Raw genomic sequence first — 16,559 nt, forward strand, 5'->3', positions numbered from 1 at the left:
GCCGGTGGGGGGCAGGACGGTGAGGGGGATCGCGGCCATGGAAGCACCACCGCAGCTCGGTCGGGACGACACACGTCGCCGGAACGGAAGTAAGGGGAGAGGGAACGCAGCGTTCGGTAGAGCTCACGAGGGCTGCTGGGTCGTTCGACTGTCGTTCGACCGGTCGGGTCCTCCGCGGTGGGGCCCGCCCGCACCACCGAAGCTACTGACGGACTTGCGCCGCTCGCACGGGATCGCGGTTTCATCACTCGTACGGGTGGAGCTCCCGGTTCGCCCGTAACCTCGCACGTTGTCCGACGCGGCCACCGCGCCGCGATACCCTCGGACACGTGCCCAAACTCTCCGACGTCCGCCACGCGCTCCACGAGCTCTACCCGCCCGCCTGGGCGGAGTCCTGGGACGCCGTCGGCCTGGTCTGCGGAGACCCCGAGGACGAGGTCACCCGGGTATTGTTCGCCGTCGACCCGGTCCAGGCCGTCGTCGACGAGGCCGTCGCCTTCGGCGCGCAGCTCGTCGTCACGCACCACCCGCTCTACCTGCGCGGCACCACCACCGTCGCGGCCGACACCTTCAAGGGCAAGGTCGTGCACACGCTGATCCGGCACGGCATCGGCCTGCTGGTCGCGCACACCAACGCCGACGTCGCCGACCCGGGCGTCTCCGACGCCCTCGCCGAGGCCGTCGGCCTGCGCGTCACCGGCCCGCTGATCCCCGACCCGACCGACCCGGCGGGACGCCGCGGCACCGGCCGGATCGGCGAGCTGCCCGCGCCCGAGCCGCTCGCGGCCTTCGCCGCCCGCGTCGCGTCCGGCCTGCCCGCCACCGCCCAGGGCGTGCGCGCCGCCGGCGACCCGGACCGCCTCGTGCACCGCGTCGCCGTCTGCGGCGGCTCCGGCGACAGCTTCTTCGCCGAGGTCCGCGCGGCGGGCGTCGACGCCTACGTCACCGCCGACCTGCGCCACCACCCAGCCTCCGAGGCCCGCGAGCACGCGGACATCGCCCTGGTCGACGCCGCCCACTGGGCCACCGAGTGGCCCTGGCTGCGCAGCGCCGAGAGCGCGCTGCTGGCCGTCTCGGAGAAGCACGGCTGGGCTCTGACGACGCGGGTGTCCACCCACGTCACCGACCCCTGGACCGCGCACGCCCCCATGTCTTTCGCACCGACCACTGTCTGAGGAGCTCCCCCTGAACGCCGCGCCCGCCGACCAGATCCGCCTGCTGGACCTGCAGGCACTCGACTCCCGCCTCGACCAGCTCGCCCACCGCCGGCGGACGCTGCCCGAGCACGCCGAGATCGAGCAGCGTTCCACCGACCTCGCCCAGCTGCGCTCGCTCACCGTGGCCGCGGAGACCCAGCTCAGCGACACCCAGCGCGAGCTCACCAAGGCCGAGCAGGACGTCGACCAGGTGCGTCAGCGCGCCGCCCGGAACCAGAAGCTGCTCGACTCCGGCTCGGTCGGCTCCGCCAAGGACCTCACCAACCTGCAGCACGAGGTCGGCTCCCTGGCCCGGCGCCAGAGCGACCTAGAGGACGTGGTCCTGGAGATCATGGAGCGGCTGGAGTCCGCGCAGACCCGCGTCAGCGAGATGACCGCCCGTCGCGACGAGGCCCAGCTCTCCGTCAAGGACGCGGAGGACCGCCGCGACACCTCCTACGGCTCGATCGACGCCGAGGTGGAGAAGGTCACCCGCGACCGCGCGGTCCTGGCCGAGGCCGTCCCGGCCGACCTGATGAAGCTCTACACCCGCCTGCGCACGCAGAACGGCGGCATCGGCGCGGCGCGGCTGTACCAGCGCCGCTGCGAGGGCTGCCGGGTCGAGCTCTCCATCACCGACCTCGGCGCCGTGCGCGCCGCCGCCGCGGACGAGGTCGTGCGCTGCGAGAACTGCGGCCGCATCCTGATCCGCACCTCGGAGTCCGGTCTGTGACCAGCCCGGGGGGCGCTGGTCGCCGGTTCGTCGTCGAGGCCGACGGCGGGTCGCGGGGCAACCCCGGCCCGGCCGGCTACGGCGCGGTCGTCCGCGACGGCGACACCGGCGAGCTGCTGGCGGAGGCGGCCGAGTACCTCGGCCGCGTCACCAACAACGTGGCGGAGTACCGCGGCCTGATCGCCGGGCTGCGCGCGGCCGCCGCGATCGACCCGTCCGCGACCGTCGAGGTCCGGATGGACTCCAAGCTCGTCGTCGAGCAGATGTCCGGCCGCTGGCAGGTCAAGCACCCGGACATGAAGCCGCTGGCCGCCGAGGCCCGCGCGGTCTTCCCGGCCGGGCGGGTGCAGTACCGCTGGATGCCGCGCAAGGAGAACAAGCACGCGGACCGGCTCGCCAACGAGGCCATGGACGCCGGCCAGGCGGGCCGCGCCTGGGCGCCGAGGGCCGCCGCGTCCCGGGCCGTTCCGGCGTCGCCTGCCTCCCCGGCCGTTCCGGCCGCGGCCGAGCCGGAGGCTGAGACCGCTGCGCCTTCGGAGCAGCCCAGGATCACCGCCCCGGCGGGGTGGGCCGCGCCCGCGGACATGGGCCGGCCGACCACCTTCGTGCTGCTGCGCCACGGCGAGACCGCGCTGACGCCGCAGAAGCGGTTCTCCGGCAGTGGCGGCGACGACCCGGCGCTCTCCGAGCGGGGTCAGTGGCAGGCCGAGCGCGCCGCCGCGGCCTTCGCCGCGCGCGGCACGATCGAGGCGGTCGTCAGCTCCCCGCTGCGGCGCTGCCGCCAGACGGCGCAGGCCGTCGCCGACGCCCTCTCGCTGGAGGTACGGATCGAGGAGGGGCTGCGGGAGGCCGACTTCGGCACCTTCGAGGGCCTCACCTTCGCCGAGGTGAAGGAGCGTCAGCCGGAGGCGCTGGACGCCTGGTTGGCCTCCACCCGGACGGCGCCCCCCGGCGGGGAGAGCTTCGTCGCGGTCAGCCGCCGGGTGGCCGCGGCCCGGGACCGCCTGCTGGCCCGCTACGCCGGCCGCACCGTGCTGGTCGTCTCGCACGTGACGCCGATCAAGACGCTGGTCCGGCTCGCCCTGGGGGCGCCGACGGAGGCGCTCTACCGGATGGAGCTGAGCGCCGCGGCCGTCTCCGCCGTCCAGTTCTACGCGGACGGCAACGCCTCGCTGCGGCTCTTCAACGACACGTCACATCTGCGCTGAGCAGCGGCCGTCGGGGGATCTGCACACGGTCTCCCTACGCGCGTAGCGGAGTGGTCATGTACATTTAACCGTCAACATCTTCCTTCGCAATCTACGCGCGTGGTCTCCTCGTGGGAGCTGGTTCTCCGTCAACTCCCCTAGGAGAAACGCATGTCTCGCAAGGGCCTCCGCCGTGCCACAGTCGCCGTCGCCGCCGGCGCCGCTCTGTTCGCCACCGCGCTCCCCGCGCACGCCGCGAGCTACACCGCCTTCGCCTTCAATCTGGGCAGCACCGAGCCGGACATCTACGACTTCATCAACTCGGCGACGTCCACGCTCGACATGACGATGTACGAGCTCAGCGACACCACCGCGGTCAACGACCTGATCGCACGTCAGCAGGCCGGCGTCCAGGTCCGGGTGATCCTCGACGGAACCCGGACCACGGTCAACGACAGCGCCTACAACGCCCTGCAGGCCGCGGGTGTCGGCGTGGTGTGGTCCTCCTCCGCCTACGTCTACACGCACCAGAAGACGATCACGGTCGACGGCGCCACCTCGCTGATCCTCACCGGCAACCTGACCTCCAAGTACTACTCGACCAGCCGCGACTACGGGGTCTTCGACAACGACTCCGCCGACGTCAACGCGATCGAGAACGTCTTCAACGCCGACTACGCGGGCACCTCGGTCACCCCGAGCGACGGCGACAACCTGCTCTGGTCGCCCACCGACTCGCGCTCCCGCCTGCTCAGTGTCATCAACGGCGCGACCACGACGCTCGACGTCGAGGAGGAGGAGTTCGGCGACCAGGCCGTCGTCGACGCGATCGCCGCGCGTGCCTCTGCAGGCGTCACCGTCCGCGTGGTCCTGGAGAAGCCGGCCAGCTACGGCAGCCAGGTCCAGGAGATCGTCAACGCCGGTGGCACGGTGGTGGGTTACTCCTCCAGCACCGGCTTCTACATCCACGCCAAGGCGCTCGTCGCCGACTACGGCCTGTCCTCGCAGGTGGTCGAGGCCGGCTCGATGAACGTCTCCACCAACTCGCTCGACAACAACCGCGAGCTCGGCATCATCCAGACCGACAGCGGTGTCGCGAACACCATCGAGACGGCGTTCAACAGCGACTACGCCGGCGGCACCGCCGCCTGACGTCGTCCGCTGTTCAGAGCTCGGTGACGACCACGTCCAGCGCCCACGGCCTGCCCGCCGTGGGCGCTGCGGCCTCCACGGTGAACTTCGCGTCGCGCAGCGCGTCCGCCAGCTCCGCCGGGGTGGCCGGCTCGGCGCCCGACTCCAGCAGCTGCCGCAGCAGCCGGCCCTTGGTGGCCTTGTTGAAGTGGCTCACCACGGACCGCTTGGTCACGCCGTTCACCACCCGTTCGTGCAGCACGCGGACCGTCGCCGTGCGCGAGGCGACCTCGCCGACCGGCTTCCACAGCGCCGCGTACGCGGACGAGCGCAGGTCCAGCACCAGCCCGTCCCCGGCCAGCTCCGGCATCGCGGCGGCCATCGGCTTGCGCCAGTGCGCGCCCAGCCCGCCCAGCGGCGGCAGCTTGATCCCGCCCGAGCAGCGGTACGGGGGGATCCGGTCGGTGATCCGCACGGCGCCCCACAGACCGGAGAAGACCACGAGGCTCCGCTCGGCCCGCTCACGCGCGTCCGGCGGCAGGTCGGCCAGGCCCAGGTTGTCGTAGAGCACGCCCGTGTACAGCTCGCCGGCGGGCAACGCCGCCGCCGTCCGCAGCTCCGCGTTCCGCGCGACCTCGCCGCGCAGGCCCTCGCTGAGCCCGAGCACCTCCAACGCGGCGGCCTGGTCCCCGCGGCAGAGCGCGACCAGCGCGTCCAGCACGGCCTCCCGCGTCCCGGTCAGGCCGGGCAGCACGAGCGACCCGAGATCGAGCGGCGCTCCCTCCCCGGTCGCGGCCTTGCCCTCCGACGGCGGCAACAGCACCAGCACTGAGCGACTCCTCCAGTCACGGTCTTCCCGCGCTCAACTCTAGGGCAGCAGCCACTCGGGCCCGGCTGGACCGCCTGTCCGGGTGGCGGGACGGCCTGCTCGGGGGCGGGCGGCACCCGGTAGCGTGGGGCACACCATGAACGCCAATCCTGCCGCCACCGCAGCCAGCCTCGCGCCCGACACCCCGACCCTGCTGGTCAAGGTGTTCGGCAAGGACCGACCCGGTCTCACCTCCGGGCTGTTCGCGACCCTCGCCGGGTACGGAGTGGACGTCGTCGACTTCGAGCAGGTCGTGATCCGGGGACGGATAGTGCTGTGCGCACTGGTGACCGCCCCGGCCAAGGACGGCGAGCTGCGGGCGCAGGTGCACCAGTGGGCCGAGGCCAGCAAGCTGCAGGCCGAGGTCATCTCGGGCCGTGGCGACAACCGCCCCCGCGGTGAGGGCCGGTCCCACGTCACCATTCTCGGCAACCCGCTCCCGGCGAGCGCCATCGCCGCGCTGAGCACCCACATCACCGGGACCGGCGGCAACATCGACCGTGTCTTCCGGCTGGCGAAGTACCCGGTCACGGCCGTCGAGCTCACCGTCTCCGGCGTGCAGACGGAGACCCTGCGCGCAGCGCTCGCGCCGGAGGCGGCCGCACAGCAGGTGGACGTCGCGGTGGTCGCGTCCGGCGTGGCGCGCAAGGCCAAGCGCCTGGTGGTCATGGACGTCGACTCGACGCTGATCCAGGACGAGGTGATCGAGCTCTTCGCCGCCCACGCCGGCTGCGAGGAACGCGTCGCCGAGGTGACCGCGGCCGCGATGCGCGGCGAGCTGGACTTCGCGGAGTCGCTGCGCGCCCGCGTCGCGCTGCTGGAGGGACTGGACGCGAGCGTCGTCGACAAGGTCCGCTCCGAGGTCCGGCTGACCCCGGGCGCGCGCACCCTGATCCGGACGCTGAAGCGGCTCGGCTACCAGGTCGGCATCGTCTCCGGCGGCTTCACCCAGGTCACCGACGACCTGGCCGAGCGCCTCGGGCTGGACTTCGCCGCCGCCAACACGCTCGAGGTCGCGGACGGCCGGTTCACCGGCCGCGTCGTCGGCGACATCGTGGACCGGGCCGGCAAGGCCGCGATGCTGCGCCGCTTCGCCGCCGAGGCGGGCGTGCCGCTGGAGCAGACCGTCGCGATCGGCGACGGCGCCAACGACCTGGACATGCTGAACACGGCCGGCCTCGGCGTGGCGTTCTGCGCCAAGCCGGTGGTCCGCGAGGCCGCGCACACCGCCGTCAACGTGCCGTTCCTCGACGCCGTGCTCTACCTGCTCGGCATCTCCCGCGCGGAGGTCGAGGAGGTCGAGGGGGCGGACGACACCGCCGGGCCCGGCGCGCCGTAGCCGCCCGGGCCGGTCGGCGCCGGTCACCATCGAGGGATGCACCTGCACCTCGGATCCGGACGCACCGCCCTGCTCTTCATGCTGGTGGCCTTCGTGGTCACGTTCACGGTCACCCGGCTGATCGTGCGCCTGATCCGCTCCGGACGCGGGCCCTTCGGCAACGTCGCGGTCGGCGAGGTGCACGTGCACCACCTGGTGCCGGGTATCTTCCTGCTGCTGGTCTCCGGCGTGATCGAGTTCCTCGCCGTGCCCCACGGCCTCTTCCGTGACTGCGTCGCCGCCGCGTTCGGCGTCGGCGCGGCGCTGACCCTGGACGAGTTCGCGCTCTGGCTGCACCTGTCCGACGTCTACTGGGCGGCGGAGGGCCGCAAGTCCGTCGACGCCGTGGTGGGCGTGGCCGCCCTCGGCGGGATCGGGCTGCTGGTCTCCAACCCCTTCGCCCGGCAGCCGGGGGAGGGGACCTGGTTCTTCTTCACCTTCATCCTGCTGAACTGCCTCCTGTCGGTGGTCTCCGCGCTCAAGGGACGGATCTTCCTCGGCGTCGCGGGCGTGCTGCTGCCGTTCTTCGCGCTGTGGGGCGCGGTGCGGCTCGGCTACCCGGGCTCGCCCTGGTTCCGGCGTTTCTACGGCGAGGACTCCGCCAAGCGCGCCCGCGCCGAGCGCCGCGCCTCGCGGCGACGGCTCTCGGAGCGCTTCAAGGCCCTGGTCGGTGGCCTCCCCGAACGCCGCTGAGCCCCTCCTCGTTCGGTGTCACCCGAAGTCGTTCACGATCACGTTCTCGATGTTCCGCTCGGCCAGCGCCGTGATCGTGACGAACGGGTTCACGCCGGTGCTGCCGGGGATCAGTGATCCGTCGGTGACGTAGAGGCCGGGATAGTTCGGCAGCCGCCCGTACAGGTCGGTGGCCTGGCCCAACACGCAGCCGCCCAGCGGGTGGTAGACGAAGTCGTCCCCCCAGGTCCGGTAGACCCCGAAGAGGTCGGTGCGGTAGATCGTCCCCTCCGCCTTGTTGATCCGGTCGAAGACGTTCGCGGCCGCCGTGATCGAGGGCTGGGTCCAGGACGCCTGCCAGCCCAGGTCCACGCCGCCGGTCGTCGAGTTGAAGCTGAAGGCGGCCCGGTTGGGGTTCTTGGTGATCGCGAGATAGAGGCTGATCCACAGCTCCGTCCCGGCGGGGAAGGGGGAGATCTCCGCGAAGCAGGGGTAGGTCGGGTCGTCCCAGTTGTCGATGCCGCGGACCGGCATGCAGGACTGCAGCGAACCGGTGGGCGCCCACAGGTAGTTGGCGCGGCCGACCATGACGTTCCCGTTGTTGCCCCAGCCCTGGCCCACGGCGTCCGGCAGGTCCGGCAGGCCCCCGGTGGCGCGCATCGCCACCAGCAGTTTGCTCGTTCCCACGCTGCCCGCCCCGAAGAAGACCTTGTCGGCGGTGACCGTCTTGACCGCGACCGTCGTGCCGCTGGTGTCCAGCTGCTCCATGGTCACGCTGTAACCGGAGCCGACGGCCGCCGGTGCGACGGCGGTCACCTTGTGCAGCGGGCTGATCGACAGCCGGCCGGTCGCGGCGGCCGCCGCGAGGTAGGTCTTGTCCAGCGACTGCTTGCCCGCGTTGTTGCCGTAGATGACCTCGCTCGCCAGCGCGGAGCGCGGCGCGCTGCCGGCCAGCTCCCGCTCCATGTAGGGGAAGCTGTACACGTTGGGCACGAAGACGGTGCTGAACCCGGCGTCGCCCGCCTGACCGGAGCCGACCCGCGCGTACTGGTAGCAGCTCGCGGAGCCGTACCAGCCCGGATCGACGCTGTTCGCCCCCAACGTGGCGTTGGCCCTCGGGAAGTAGACGTCGTACATCGCGTCCGCGTCGACCTGCGGCAGGATCTCCTCGAAGTACCAGCGCTTGGGCACCACGGCCATCCCGCCGTTGACGAGCGACCCGCCGCCCACGCCGCGGCTCTGGTAGACGCGGGTGGCCGCGAAGTGCTCGGAGTCCAGCACCCCGGCGTAGCTGGGGATCGCCTTGTTGTACGGCGCCCCGAGGAAGTAGCTCACCGGCTGGTCCGTCTCGGTGCGCAGCCAGTAGGCGCGCCCGTCCGGGTTGAGCATGTTGCAGAAGATCTTCCCGTCACTGCCGGGGGTGGTCCAGCTCTGGCCCATCTCCACCATCGCGACCGGGATCCCGGCCTGCGTCAGCCGCAGCGCGGTGACGGCGCCGCCGTACCCCGTCCCGATCACCAGCACCGGCACGTGGTCCCCGCTGCCGAGCGCCCGGGCGGGCGTCGCCGCGGCGGCCGTGAGCAGGGCCGGCGCCGCGAGCGCGCCGGCCGTCACCGCCGCCCGCCCCAGGAACTGACGCCGTGACAGTTCGCTTCCGACGTGCACCCTTGCAGGCATGACTTCCCCACCGATCGTCGACGGAACCCGGCTGAGCTGACCCATGGCGCGGACGCGCCGTCCGGTTCGGCTGCCTGTGCTCAGCCCGGTCACGGCGCGGCGGGACCTGGAATTTCGCCCGGGGAGCCGGAGAAGTCAAGAGAGACGGTGAGGGCTCAACCGTCCTGGTCCGGCAGCCCGATCGGATTCCCCGGCGGGGGGATCCCGGCCGCACGCAGCAGCCGTACCGGCTCGGCGAGCCCGTCGAGCAGCCGCAGCGTGCTCGCCTCGTCGAGGGGCCGCAGCAGCCGAGCGGCCAGCCGGTCGGTCGCCTCCTCGACGGCCTGCCGCAGTTCGCGTCCGCGCGCGGTGGCCCGGGCGTCGGCGTCCACCAGGCCGCGTCCGCGAAGCCGTTCGGCGGCATCGGCCCACTCGTCCTCGGTCCAGCCCCGGTCGGTCCGCATGGTCTGCGCCGGCACCCGGCCGGTCGCGGCAGCGAGCACGAGCGACTCGACGCCGTCCAATCCGTGGTCGGCGAGCGCCGCGAGGTGCGCATCGCCGCGGAACTCCCGTAGACCGGTGGTCAGTTGCCACAGCCGCTCGACCGGGTCGGCGATCCGCTCACCCAGCGGCTGGTTGGCCGCGAACAGCGGCCGCGCCAGTGTGGGCGCGTCCGCGACCATCGCGGCCATCGGCGCCGCCCACTCCGCCGCCCGCTCGTCGACGTCCGGCACCGCACGCCGTAGCGCCGCCGCCGCGGCCCGCCCGCGTTCCCGCAGCGCCCGCTCCGGCGGCACCGTCTCCCACGCCGCGGGCAGCGACCGCTCGATGCTGCGCGGCGCGAACCCCCCGAGCACCGACCCGGCGAGCGCCGGTCCGACGGCGCCCAGCGGGCCGACGCGTGTGACGAAGTAGCCCATCCAGAAGCCCTTGAGGCCCAACGCCCGACCGAGCGTGCGGCACTCGGGATCGAAGTAGACGACGGCGTGCAGCGGCTCGGTCCGCAGCCACAGCGCGCGTGCGAAAGACGACGTCATGCGCACGACGCTACCGGGCGTGACCGTTCGGCGTGCGTCTGCTGGCCGAAATGCATCGGTAGGATGCGTGCCCGACGACAGTCACTGGATCAGGACTGGATCAGGTACGGGAACAGCACGGGGAGAGTCGCATGGCGGTGGACGACCTGCCGGGTCCGGTCGTGACGTTCCTGAACGTGATCGGGGTGCCCTGGCCGTACCTGAACGAGGACGACGTCCGGCACTTCGCGACGATGGTCCGCCAGTTCGGCCAGGCCGTGCAGCAGACCCACCAGGACGCCACCGAGACCATCGCGAACTTCGCCCAGGCCTACCAGGGCAGCGCCACCCAGCGGATGCAGGCGGGCTGGGCGCAGCTCTCCGAGCGCCACGTCCAGGAGCTGGTCGAGGGCTGCGCGATCCTCGCGGACGCGCTGGACGTCGGCGCGGAGGTGATCGTCGCCCAGAAGCTGGAGGCGCTCGCCGAGCTGGTCGCCATGGCCGCCGCCTTCGTCGCCGACCAGGCCGCGGCGGTCGCGACCCTCGGCCTCGCGGAGGCCGCCGTGCCGGTGATCATCGAGGCGGGCAAGGCCCTGCTGGAGACGCTGAAGCAGCAGATCATCCAGTACATCGTCGGCGAGATCATCGAGGCCGCGGCCACGCCCCTCTTCGCCAAGATCGAGGCGGCGGTGTCCGGCCTCGACTGGTCCCAGACCTCCAGCGACGGCGGCGCCGCCGAGGGCTTCTCCATCGACCACGAGGCCGCCGGCGCCCACCTGCGGGCCCTCTCCGGCCACGCCGAGACCTTCCGCGGCCACGCCCAGACGCTCTACTCCGGACTCGAAGGGCTGGCCTTCTGATGGCGGCGGGCGGAGAGGAGCGGGCCGCCGTCCTGGCCCTGAAGCAGAAGGTCCAGCAGGCCCTCCCCAAGATCGCCGAGCGCAACGCCCACGTCGTCGACGACGCAGTGGACAAGGGCTCCCGCAACCTCGCCGAGCACGCGGACAACGAGGTCCGCACCACGGACTCCTTCCGCTCCAAGATGCCCCAGGACAAGCCCGTCCCCACCCCCCGCACCACCCCGGGCTCCAAGATCGACCAAGCCCTCGGCGGCGGCGACGCGACGGCCGCCCGCGCCTCCGGGGATCTCGCCGCGCCGCAGTTCGGCCGGGACACGCTGCGCGACTCACGGAACTTCGACGAGCAGATCGACCACGAGATGAGCGCCCGCGGCCTGGACCGGGCGGAACACGACCGACTGCGCGTCAGCCGGACCAACGACCTGACGGACGAGCAGGTGCAGGAGGTGGTCGACGTTCGTAACAGCATCACGCTCGAGGACGGCCAGATGATCACCAAGGTGCTCCATCCGGACGTCGCCAAGGCGTACGTCAACAACCTGAAGAAGATGCCGAACGGTGACGCGTTCTTCCATGACAGGTTCGGCGGCTCCATCGCCCGTGGGACCGACACCGCCGATCTGGCCACCCCCGCCCAGCTCAGGGACGGGCTGGCGCTGGACGACAAGGGCGTCGGCTGGACGCCGGTCCCCGAAGGGGCCTCCGAGGCCTACCAGCTCCGGCTGCACGCGCCGGAGGGCTTGAAGGCCGACACCACTTTCGGAGCGGTCGACGACCAGGCGGCGGCAGACAGGGTGGCGCAGGCAGCTGGCCAGACCACAGGACGAGCCTGGAAGGATCCGTTCACCGGCACCGGATACACCGGAGGGGGAGTCCCCGAGTGGCAGGCCTCCGGAACGGAGTTCGGGGGACGCGCCGAGATCTGGAAGATGACGCCGGACGGCGGGGAGACCATGGTCGGTTTCTTCGACCGGGGGAGGTGGACGAACCTTGGGCTCTGACAGTGACGTCTTCCGCAGTGGGAACTTCGCGGTGTACCGAGGACACGCCTACCGGGCCTACGGGGACCGCACGTCGTCCGAAATCGCCCTTGCCGTCGAGGACGCAGACCCGGTGCCCGCAGGGCTCCAGGCCGACCCGCAGGAACCCGACCGGATCTACCTGGCCCGTCCCACGCAGGTGGACGCGTGGTACGTCTCCAGCTGGACCTTCCGTTGGCACGGCGAACTCTTCAGCTGCTACGGGGTGCGTGACGACCAGGTGACCGGCCTCTACATCGGTGGCAACGGCGCCTTCGCGAGCGAGCACCTCAGGAGAGTCGGCGCCGTCGACTACGAGGGGACCTTCCCCCTCGACGAGGTCACCGATCCGACGGAGGAACGCGTCGACCTGCTGGCCAGGTGGCACAAGAGGCAACAGCCGGGTGCCTGAGACAATGAAGCACTCCAAGGACCCGATGGCCGACCGGAAGGCAGCGCACCAGCGATGAGCACCACCCCGGGCCTGTCCCCGCGGACGGTCATGCAGATGCCGATCACGCGCGCGACCGCGCAGCAGTACGTCGGCAACGAGATCGTGCCGGGGCTCTTCGAGCCCTTCCGGATGTGGGGCCTGTGCTCACGGATGGTGGATGTCGCGCGGGTCGACTCCGGGGCGGAGGCGCGCGCGGTGCACGGGCTGGCCGAGGCGACCGCCGAATTCCCCGACGGCGACGGGCTGTTCGTGATCCGGTTCCTGGCGAGCTGGCCAGGGCTGTTCCGGGCGTCCTTCGGTGGGCAGACGACCGAGGGCGCCGCGCGGCTCGACTCCACCCTCGTGCTGCCGGACCCGTTCCTCGGCACCGGCTACACCAAGTACGCCCCGGCCGCGGTGCCCGAGTTCTGGATGGAGCTCGCCGAGGTGCCGATCGGTGCCGAGATCTGGCACATGGCCGAGGCCGGCGGCGAGGGGTACGAGGTCGGTCTCGCCACCTACGCGGGGCTCCACTCCGGTTGGCGGGCTTACCCCGCAGCCGAGGGGCGCGGCCTGACGCCCGCCGGGCGCACCCAGTCGCCGTCCGGCAGCGTCCCGCGCGGCCTCTCCGCCGTGATCCAGGGCGACCGCTACCCCGCCGACTTCGGCCCGAACGCAGGCGAACTCACCGCCTACCGCACGGCCCCCGACGGCACGGTGATGTCCCGTCAACTCACCGACGGCCAGTGCGACGAGGTCACCTACCACCGCCTGCTGACCACCTGGCACGACGCCCCGTTCGAGGTCCTGGCCCTCGACGGTGACACCGCCACCCTCGCCCTCCCCACCGGCAACGCCCAACAGGCGGCCGAACTCGCCCTCACCCCCGCCGGCCGCCACGCCTGGCGCGCGGTCGTCCCGGTCGCGGAACTCGGCGAACTGACGGAGGAGGCCCGCGAGATCGGCGTCCAGCCGCACTTCGGCTGACCGACTCGCTGCTCCCTGCACCGTGCGTCAGTAGTCGTAGTCGGCCGGGGTGACTGCTTGGAGCCGGTCGGCCGCGGCGTCGGCGTTCAGGCGCCGGAGCTCGGCGGGGCCGAGGAACGGGAACAGCGCACCGCAGTCCAGGCAGGCCCGCCCGTAGGAGGCGATGTAGTCGGGCCGCGCCTTGAAGATCCCCAGCCGCGGGAACCGCAGGCGCGGACTGCGCAGCTCTCCCAGGCGACTGTCGGTCTCGAGTTCCCCCAGCGGACCCAGCTTCTCCGACCCGCATATCCCGCAACGCATGCCCGGCACGCTATCCGCCGCAGGCCTGTCGGCGCCAGGAGCGCCCACGACTTGCGAACTCCCGGTTGGTAGCGTGCTCCTGACACTCTATGGGGAACCGGCGGTACGGGGGCGGGGCCGACGTGGGCCGGATTGCCAGTGCGATCAAGGATGCTGCGGAGAAGGCCGGGAAGGGGTTGGCGAAGGATTTCGCCGACGCTTATCACGGGATCCTGAAGGACACCGAGCGCGGGGCGAAGAAGGTCTCGGAGAACGCGGCCGAGAACGAGGCGAGGACCGCCGAGGATCTGGCGAAGTCCGCGGAGAAGGACGCCCGCGCGCCCCACGTGGAGGACCCGCACACCGGCGGGGCCGGTGGCGGGCACGACCGGCCCGGTGAGGACCCCGGCCCGGGCCGGGAGCAGGTGTCCGATCCGCACGAGGCCGGACGAGGCGAGGACGCGGTCTGTGACGGCGGTGAGCCGGTGGACATGGCCACGGGGCGGATGTTCATCGACCAGACCGACGTGGTGCTGCCCGGTTCGCTGCCGCTCAGGTTCACCCGCTGCTTCGAGTCCGGGTACGGCGCGGGCCGGTGGATGGGCCGGCGCTGGGTGTGCACGTTCGACGAGCGCCTGGAGATCGACGCCCAGGGCGTGGTCCACATCGGCGCGGACCGGGTCAGCCAGGCCTACCCGCACCCCGAGCCGGGCGTCGCGGTGCAGGCGAGCGCCGGGCGCAGGCTGGACCTCGCAATCGACGCCCGGGGCCGCGCCTACACCCTGACGGATCGCCAGCGGGGGCTGGTCCGCGAGTTCACTGTCCAGCCGGACGGCCGCACGGCGTTGCTGACCCGCGTGCGGGACCGCTCGGGGCGCTCGTACACGTTGGAGTACGACCGCGACGGGACCCCGCAGGGCATCGACCACAGCGGCGGCTACCGCCTGCGCGTCACGGTCGCGGACGGGCGGATCACCGAACTGTGGCTGGCGGATGCCGCCCCGGGCGGCGGCGACCAGCTCCTGCTGCGCTACGGCTACACCGGTGGTCATCTGACGCAGGTGTGGAACTCCTCGGGGCTGCCGATGGTGTTCGCCAACGACGCGGCGGGTCGGATCACCTCCTGGACGGACCGCAACGGCAGCCACTACCGCTACGTCTACGACGAGCGCGGCCGAGTGGTGGACGAGGGCGGCGCGGACGGCAGTCTGCGCTTCCAGTTCCACTACGGCGACCCCGACCCCGCCACCGGCCTCCGGATCAACACGGAAACGAACGCCCTCGGCCACACCACGCAGTACCACGTCAACGCCCGCTCGCAGATCGTCGCGATCGTCGACCCCCTGGGCAACACCACCCGATACGAGCGCGACGAGTTCAACCGCCTCCTTGTTGGGACGGACCCGCTCGGCGCGGTCACCCGTTACGAGTACGACGAGGTCGGCGACCTGATTGCCGTCACGGGACCCGACGGGGCGCAGATGACCGCCGCCTACGACGACGCGCTCAGTGCCCCGGTGGTTCTCGCCGAGCCAGGTGGGGCGGTGTGGCAGCAGACCTGGGATGAAGCGGGTCGGCGTACCTCCGTGACGGATCCCCTCGGTGCGACCACCCGCTACGAGTACGACGAGCGAGGCCACCTCGCCTCGGTCACCGACGCGTTGGGTCAGAACACGCGCGTCGTCTCCGACGCCGCCGGCCAGCCGATCGAGACCACCGGCCCTGGCGGGACGATCACACGGGTCAAGCGCGACGCTTTCGGCCGACCGGTTGCGGTCACCGACCCGCTGGGCCAGGTCACCTGCATGACCTGGACCGTCGAGGGCCGGCTTGCTACGCGCACCGGTCCGGACGGCGCGGTCGAGCGCTGGGAGTGGGACGGTGAGGGCAACTGTCTGAGCCACACCGACCCGGTCGGTCAGACGACGCATTACGAGTACACCCACTTCGAGACCCTGGCCGCCCGCACCACGCCGGACGGAGCCCGCGTCGCGTTCACCCACGACGCGCACATGCAACTGGTCTGCGTTACCGACGCGCTGGGCCGCAGCTGGGAGTACGACTACGACGCGGCAGGCCGCCTGACCGGGGAGAAGGACTTCCATGGCCGCCGCCTGACCTACGAACTCGACCCCGCAGGACGCCCGACCGCCCGAACGAGCCCGGACGGGACCCGCACGGCCTACCGCTATGACGTCCTGGGCCGCCTCATCTGCAAGGACGGGGAGGAACTCAGCAGTCGTTTCGCGTATGACGCGGCGGGCCGCCTGATCCAGGCGGTCGACTCCGAGGCCGAGATCACCCGAGCTTACGACCCGCTGGGCAACCTTCTTGCCGAAAGCGTCAACGGTCGTACCGTCACGCACGCCTACGACGCGCTGGGCCGCCGCGCCCGTCGCACGACCCCGGCCGGACACACCACCGACTGGACCTACGACTCGACCGGCCGCCTGACTGGCATCGCCACCTCCGGTGGCACCCTCGACTTCACGCACGACACCGGAGGCCGCGAGCACACCCGCACTGTCACTGACGCTCTCACCTCGTCCGGCCTCACGCTGACCAGCGCCTGGGACTCCGCTGGGCGCCTCACCGGTCGTACCGCTCATGCTGGCAATCAGGTACTGCAGCAACGTGCTTGGCGCTACCGCGCCGACGGCAACCTCATCGGCATCGACGATCCGCTGACCGGACCGCGCAGCTTCGACCTCGACCCCGCGGGTCGCGTGACCGCCGTCCAGGCACGCGACTGGACCGAGACCTACACCTACGACCCGGCCGGCAACCTCACCGACGCCAACTGGCCCGCGACCGAGGCCACCCGTCCCGCCGAGGGCCCCCGCGACTACACCGGCACCCAGCTCGCCACCGCCGGACGCGTCCGCTACGAGTACGACAACGCCGGACGCATGACGCTACGCCAGGTCACCCGCCTGTCCCGCAAACCCGACACCTGGCGCTTCACCTGGAACGCCGACGACCGGCTCACCCACGTCACCACACCCGACGGCACCCTCTGGCGCTACCTCTACGACCCGCTCGGCCGTCGTATCGCCAAACACCGCCTCGCCGACGACGGACACACCGTCGTCGAACGCACCGACTTCACCTGGGACGGCGCGCAACTCGCCGAACAGACCACCC

General features: G+C 71.9%; 15 protein-coding genes. 11 read left to right on the forward strand and 4 right to left on the reverse strand.

All coding sequences use genetic code 11. From position 1 onward, the window contains the following. Window positions 1-329 precede the first annotated feature (329 nt). The 4 genes from DN069_RS34895 to DN069_RS34905 all read left to right on the forward strand — a co-directional run bounded on the left by DN069_RS34895 (window position 330) and on the right by DN069_RS34905 (window position 4,268). On the forward strand, window positions 330-1,175 hold the full coding sequence (locus DN069_RS34895; RefSeq protein WP_111507261.1) for a Nif3-like dinuclear metal center hexameric protein: 846 nt from the start codon (window positions 330-332) through the stop codon (window positions 1,173-1,175). A gap of 10 nt (window positions 1,176-1,185) precedes the next feature. After that, a complete protein-coding gene (locus tag DN069_RS41125; protein WP_207892378.1) occupies window positions 1,186-1,929 on the forward strand; it encodes a zinc ribbon domain-containing protein in 744 nt (247 codons plus the stop codon). Then, window positions 1,926-3,137, forward strand: coding sequence for a bifunctional RNase H/acid phosphatase (locus tag DN069_RS34900; RefSeq protein WP_207892377.1), 1,212 nt, complete (start codon window positions 1,926-1,928; stop codon window positions 3,135-3,137). The genes DN069_RS41125 and DN069_RS34900 overlap by 4 nt, the downstream gene beginning before the upstream one ends. Before the next feature lie 150 nt (window positions 3,138-3,287). Beyond that, window positions 3,288-4,268: a phospholipase D-like domain-containing protein gene (locus DN069_RS34905; protein WP_111507263.1), complete on the forward strand. Its 981-nt coding sequence runs from the start codon at window positions 3,288-3,290 to the stop codon at window positions 4,266-4,268. 13 nt (window positions 4,269-4,281) lie between these two features. Here DN069_RS34905 and yaaA read toward each other — a convergent pair whose 3' ends face one another. Next, entirely contained in the window at window positions 4,282-5,076 is a 795-nt protein-coding gene (gene yaaA, locus DN069_RS34910) for a peroxide stress protein YaaA (protein WP_111507264.1), read from the reverse strand. Window positions 5,077-5,212: 136 nt separating this feature from the next. Between yaaA and serB the strand changes: the two genes are divergently transcribed. Then, window positions 5,213-6,454, forward strand: a complete 1,242-nt coding sequence (gene serB / locus DN069_RS34915) for a phosphoserine phosphatase SerB (protein WP_111507265.1) — start codon at window positions 5,213-5,215, stop codon at window positions 6,452-6,454. Window positions 6,455-6,490: 36 nt separating this feature from the next. After that, window positions 6,491-7,186 carry a hypothetical protein gene (locus tag DN069_RS34920; RefSeq protein ID WP_111507266.1) on the forward strand — a complete coding sequence of 232 codons (696 nt, stop codon included), beginning with the start codon at window positions 6,491-6,493 and terminating at the stop codon, window positions 7,184-7,186. An 18-nt stretch (window positions 7,187-7,204) separates the two neighbouring features. On the opposite strand, the gene DN069_RS34925 is transcribed toward DN069_RS34920, so the two are convergent. Together DN069_RS34925 and DN069_RS34930 are read right to left on the reverse strand one after the other, a co-directional pair. Beyond that, window positions 7,205-8,842: a GMC oxidoreductase gene (locus tag DN069_RS34925; protein WP_111507267.1), complete on the reverse strand. Its 1,638-nt coding sequence runs from the start codon at window positions 8,840-8,842 to the stop codon at window positions 7,205-7,207. A 155-nt stretch (window positions 8,843-8,997) separates the two neighbouring features. Further along, a complete protein-coding gene (locus tag DN069_RS34930) occupies window positions 8,998-9,858 on the reverse strand; it encodes an SCO6745 family protein (RefSeq protein ID WP_111507268.1) in 861 nt (286 codons plus the stop codon). A 131-nt stretch (window positions 9,859-9,989) separates the two neighbouring features. Here DN069_RS34930 and DN069_RS34935 point away from each other — a divergent pair, with 131 nt between their 5' ends. From DN069_RS34935 to DN069_RS34950, 4 genes are read left to right on the forward strand one after another with little or no spacing between them, the layout of a single operon-like run. Next, the gene (locus tag DN069_RS34935; protein WP_111507269.1) at window positions 9,990-10,697 is read left to right on the forward strand and encodes a WXG100-like domain-containing protein; all 708 of its coding nucleotides are present in this window, start codon (window positions 9,990-9,992) and stop codon (window positions 10,695-10,697) included. After that, complete coding sequence (locus DN069_RS34940) at window positions 10,697-11,698, forward strand: hypothetical protein (RefSeq protein WP_111507270.1); 1,002 nt, start codon at window positions 10,697-10,699, stop codon at window positions 11,696-11,698. Before DN069_RS34935 ends, DN069_RS34940 begins: the two co-directional genes overlap by 1 nt. Continuing rightward, on the forward strand, window positions 11,688-12,128 hold the full coding sequence (locus tag DN069_RS34945) for a hypothetical protein (protein WP_133260146.1): 441 nt from the start codon (window positions 11,688-11,690) through the stop codon (window positions 12,126-12,128). Before DN069_RS34940 ends, DN069_RS34945 begins: the two co-directional genes overlap by 11 nt. A gap of 54 nt (window positions 12,129-12,182) precedes the next feature. Next, entirely contained in the window at window positions 12,183-13,136 is a 954-nt protein-coding gene (locus DN069_RS34950; RefSeq protein ID WP_111507272.1) for a hypothetical protein, read from the forward strand. A 27-nt stretch (window positions 13,137-13,163) separates the two neighbouring features. Here DN069_RS34950 and DN069_RS34955 read toward each other — a convergent pair whose 3' ends face one another. Next, entirely contained in the window at window positions 13,164-13,436 is a 273-nt protein-coding gene (locus DN069_RS34955) for a hypothetical protein (protein WP_111507273.1), read from the reverse strand. A gap of 176 nt (window positions 13,437-13,612) precedes the next feature. Between DN069_RS34955 and DN069_RS34960 the strand changes: the two genes are divergently transcribed. Beyond that, the coding region (locus tag DN069_RS34960) for a DUF6531 domain-containing protein (protein WP_165845776.1) at window positions 13,613-16,559 on the forward strand (2,947 nt) is incomplete at its 3' end.

This window comes from Streptacidiphilus pinicola, from assembly GCF_003258295.1.
Lineage (GTDB): Bacteria > Actinomycetota > Actinomycetes > Streptomycetales > Streptomycetaceae > Streptacidiphilus > Streptacidiphilus pinicola.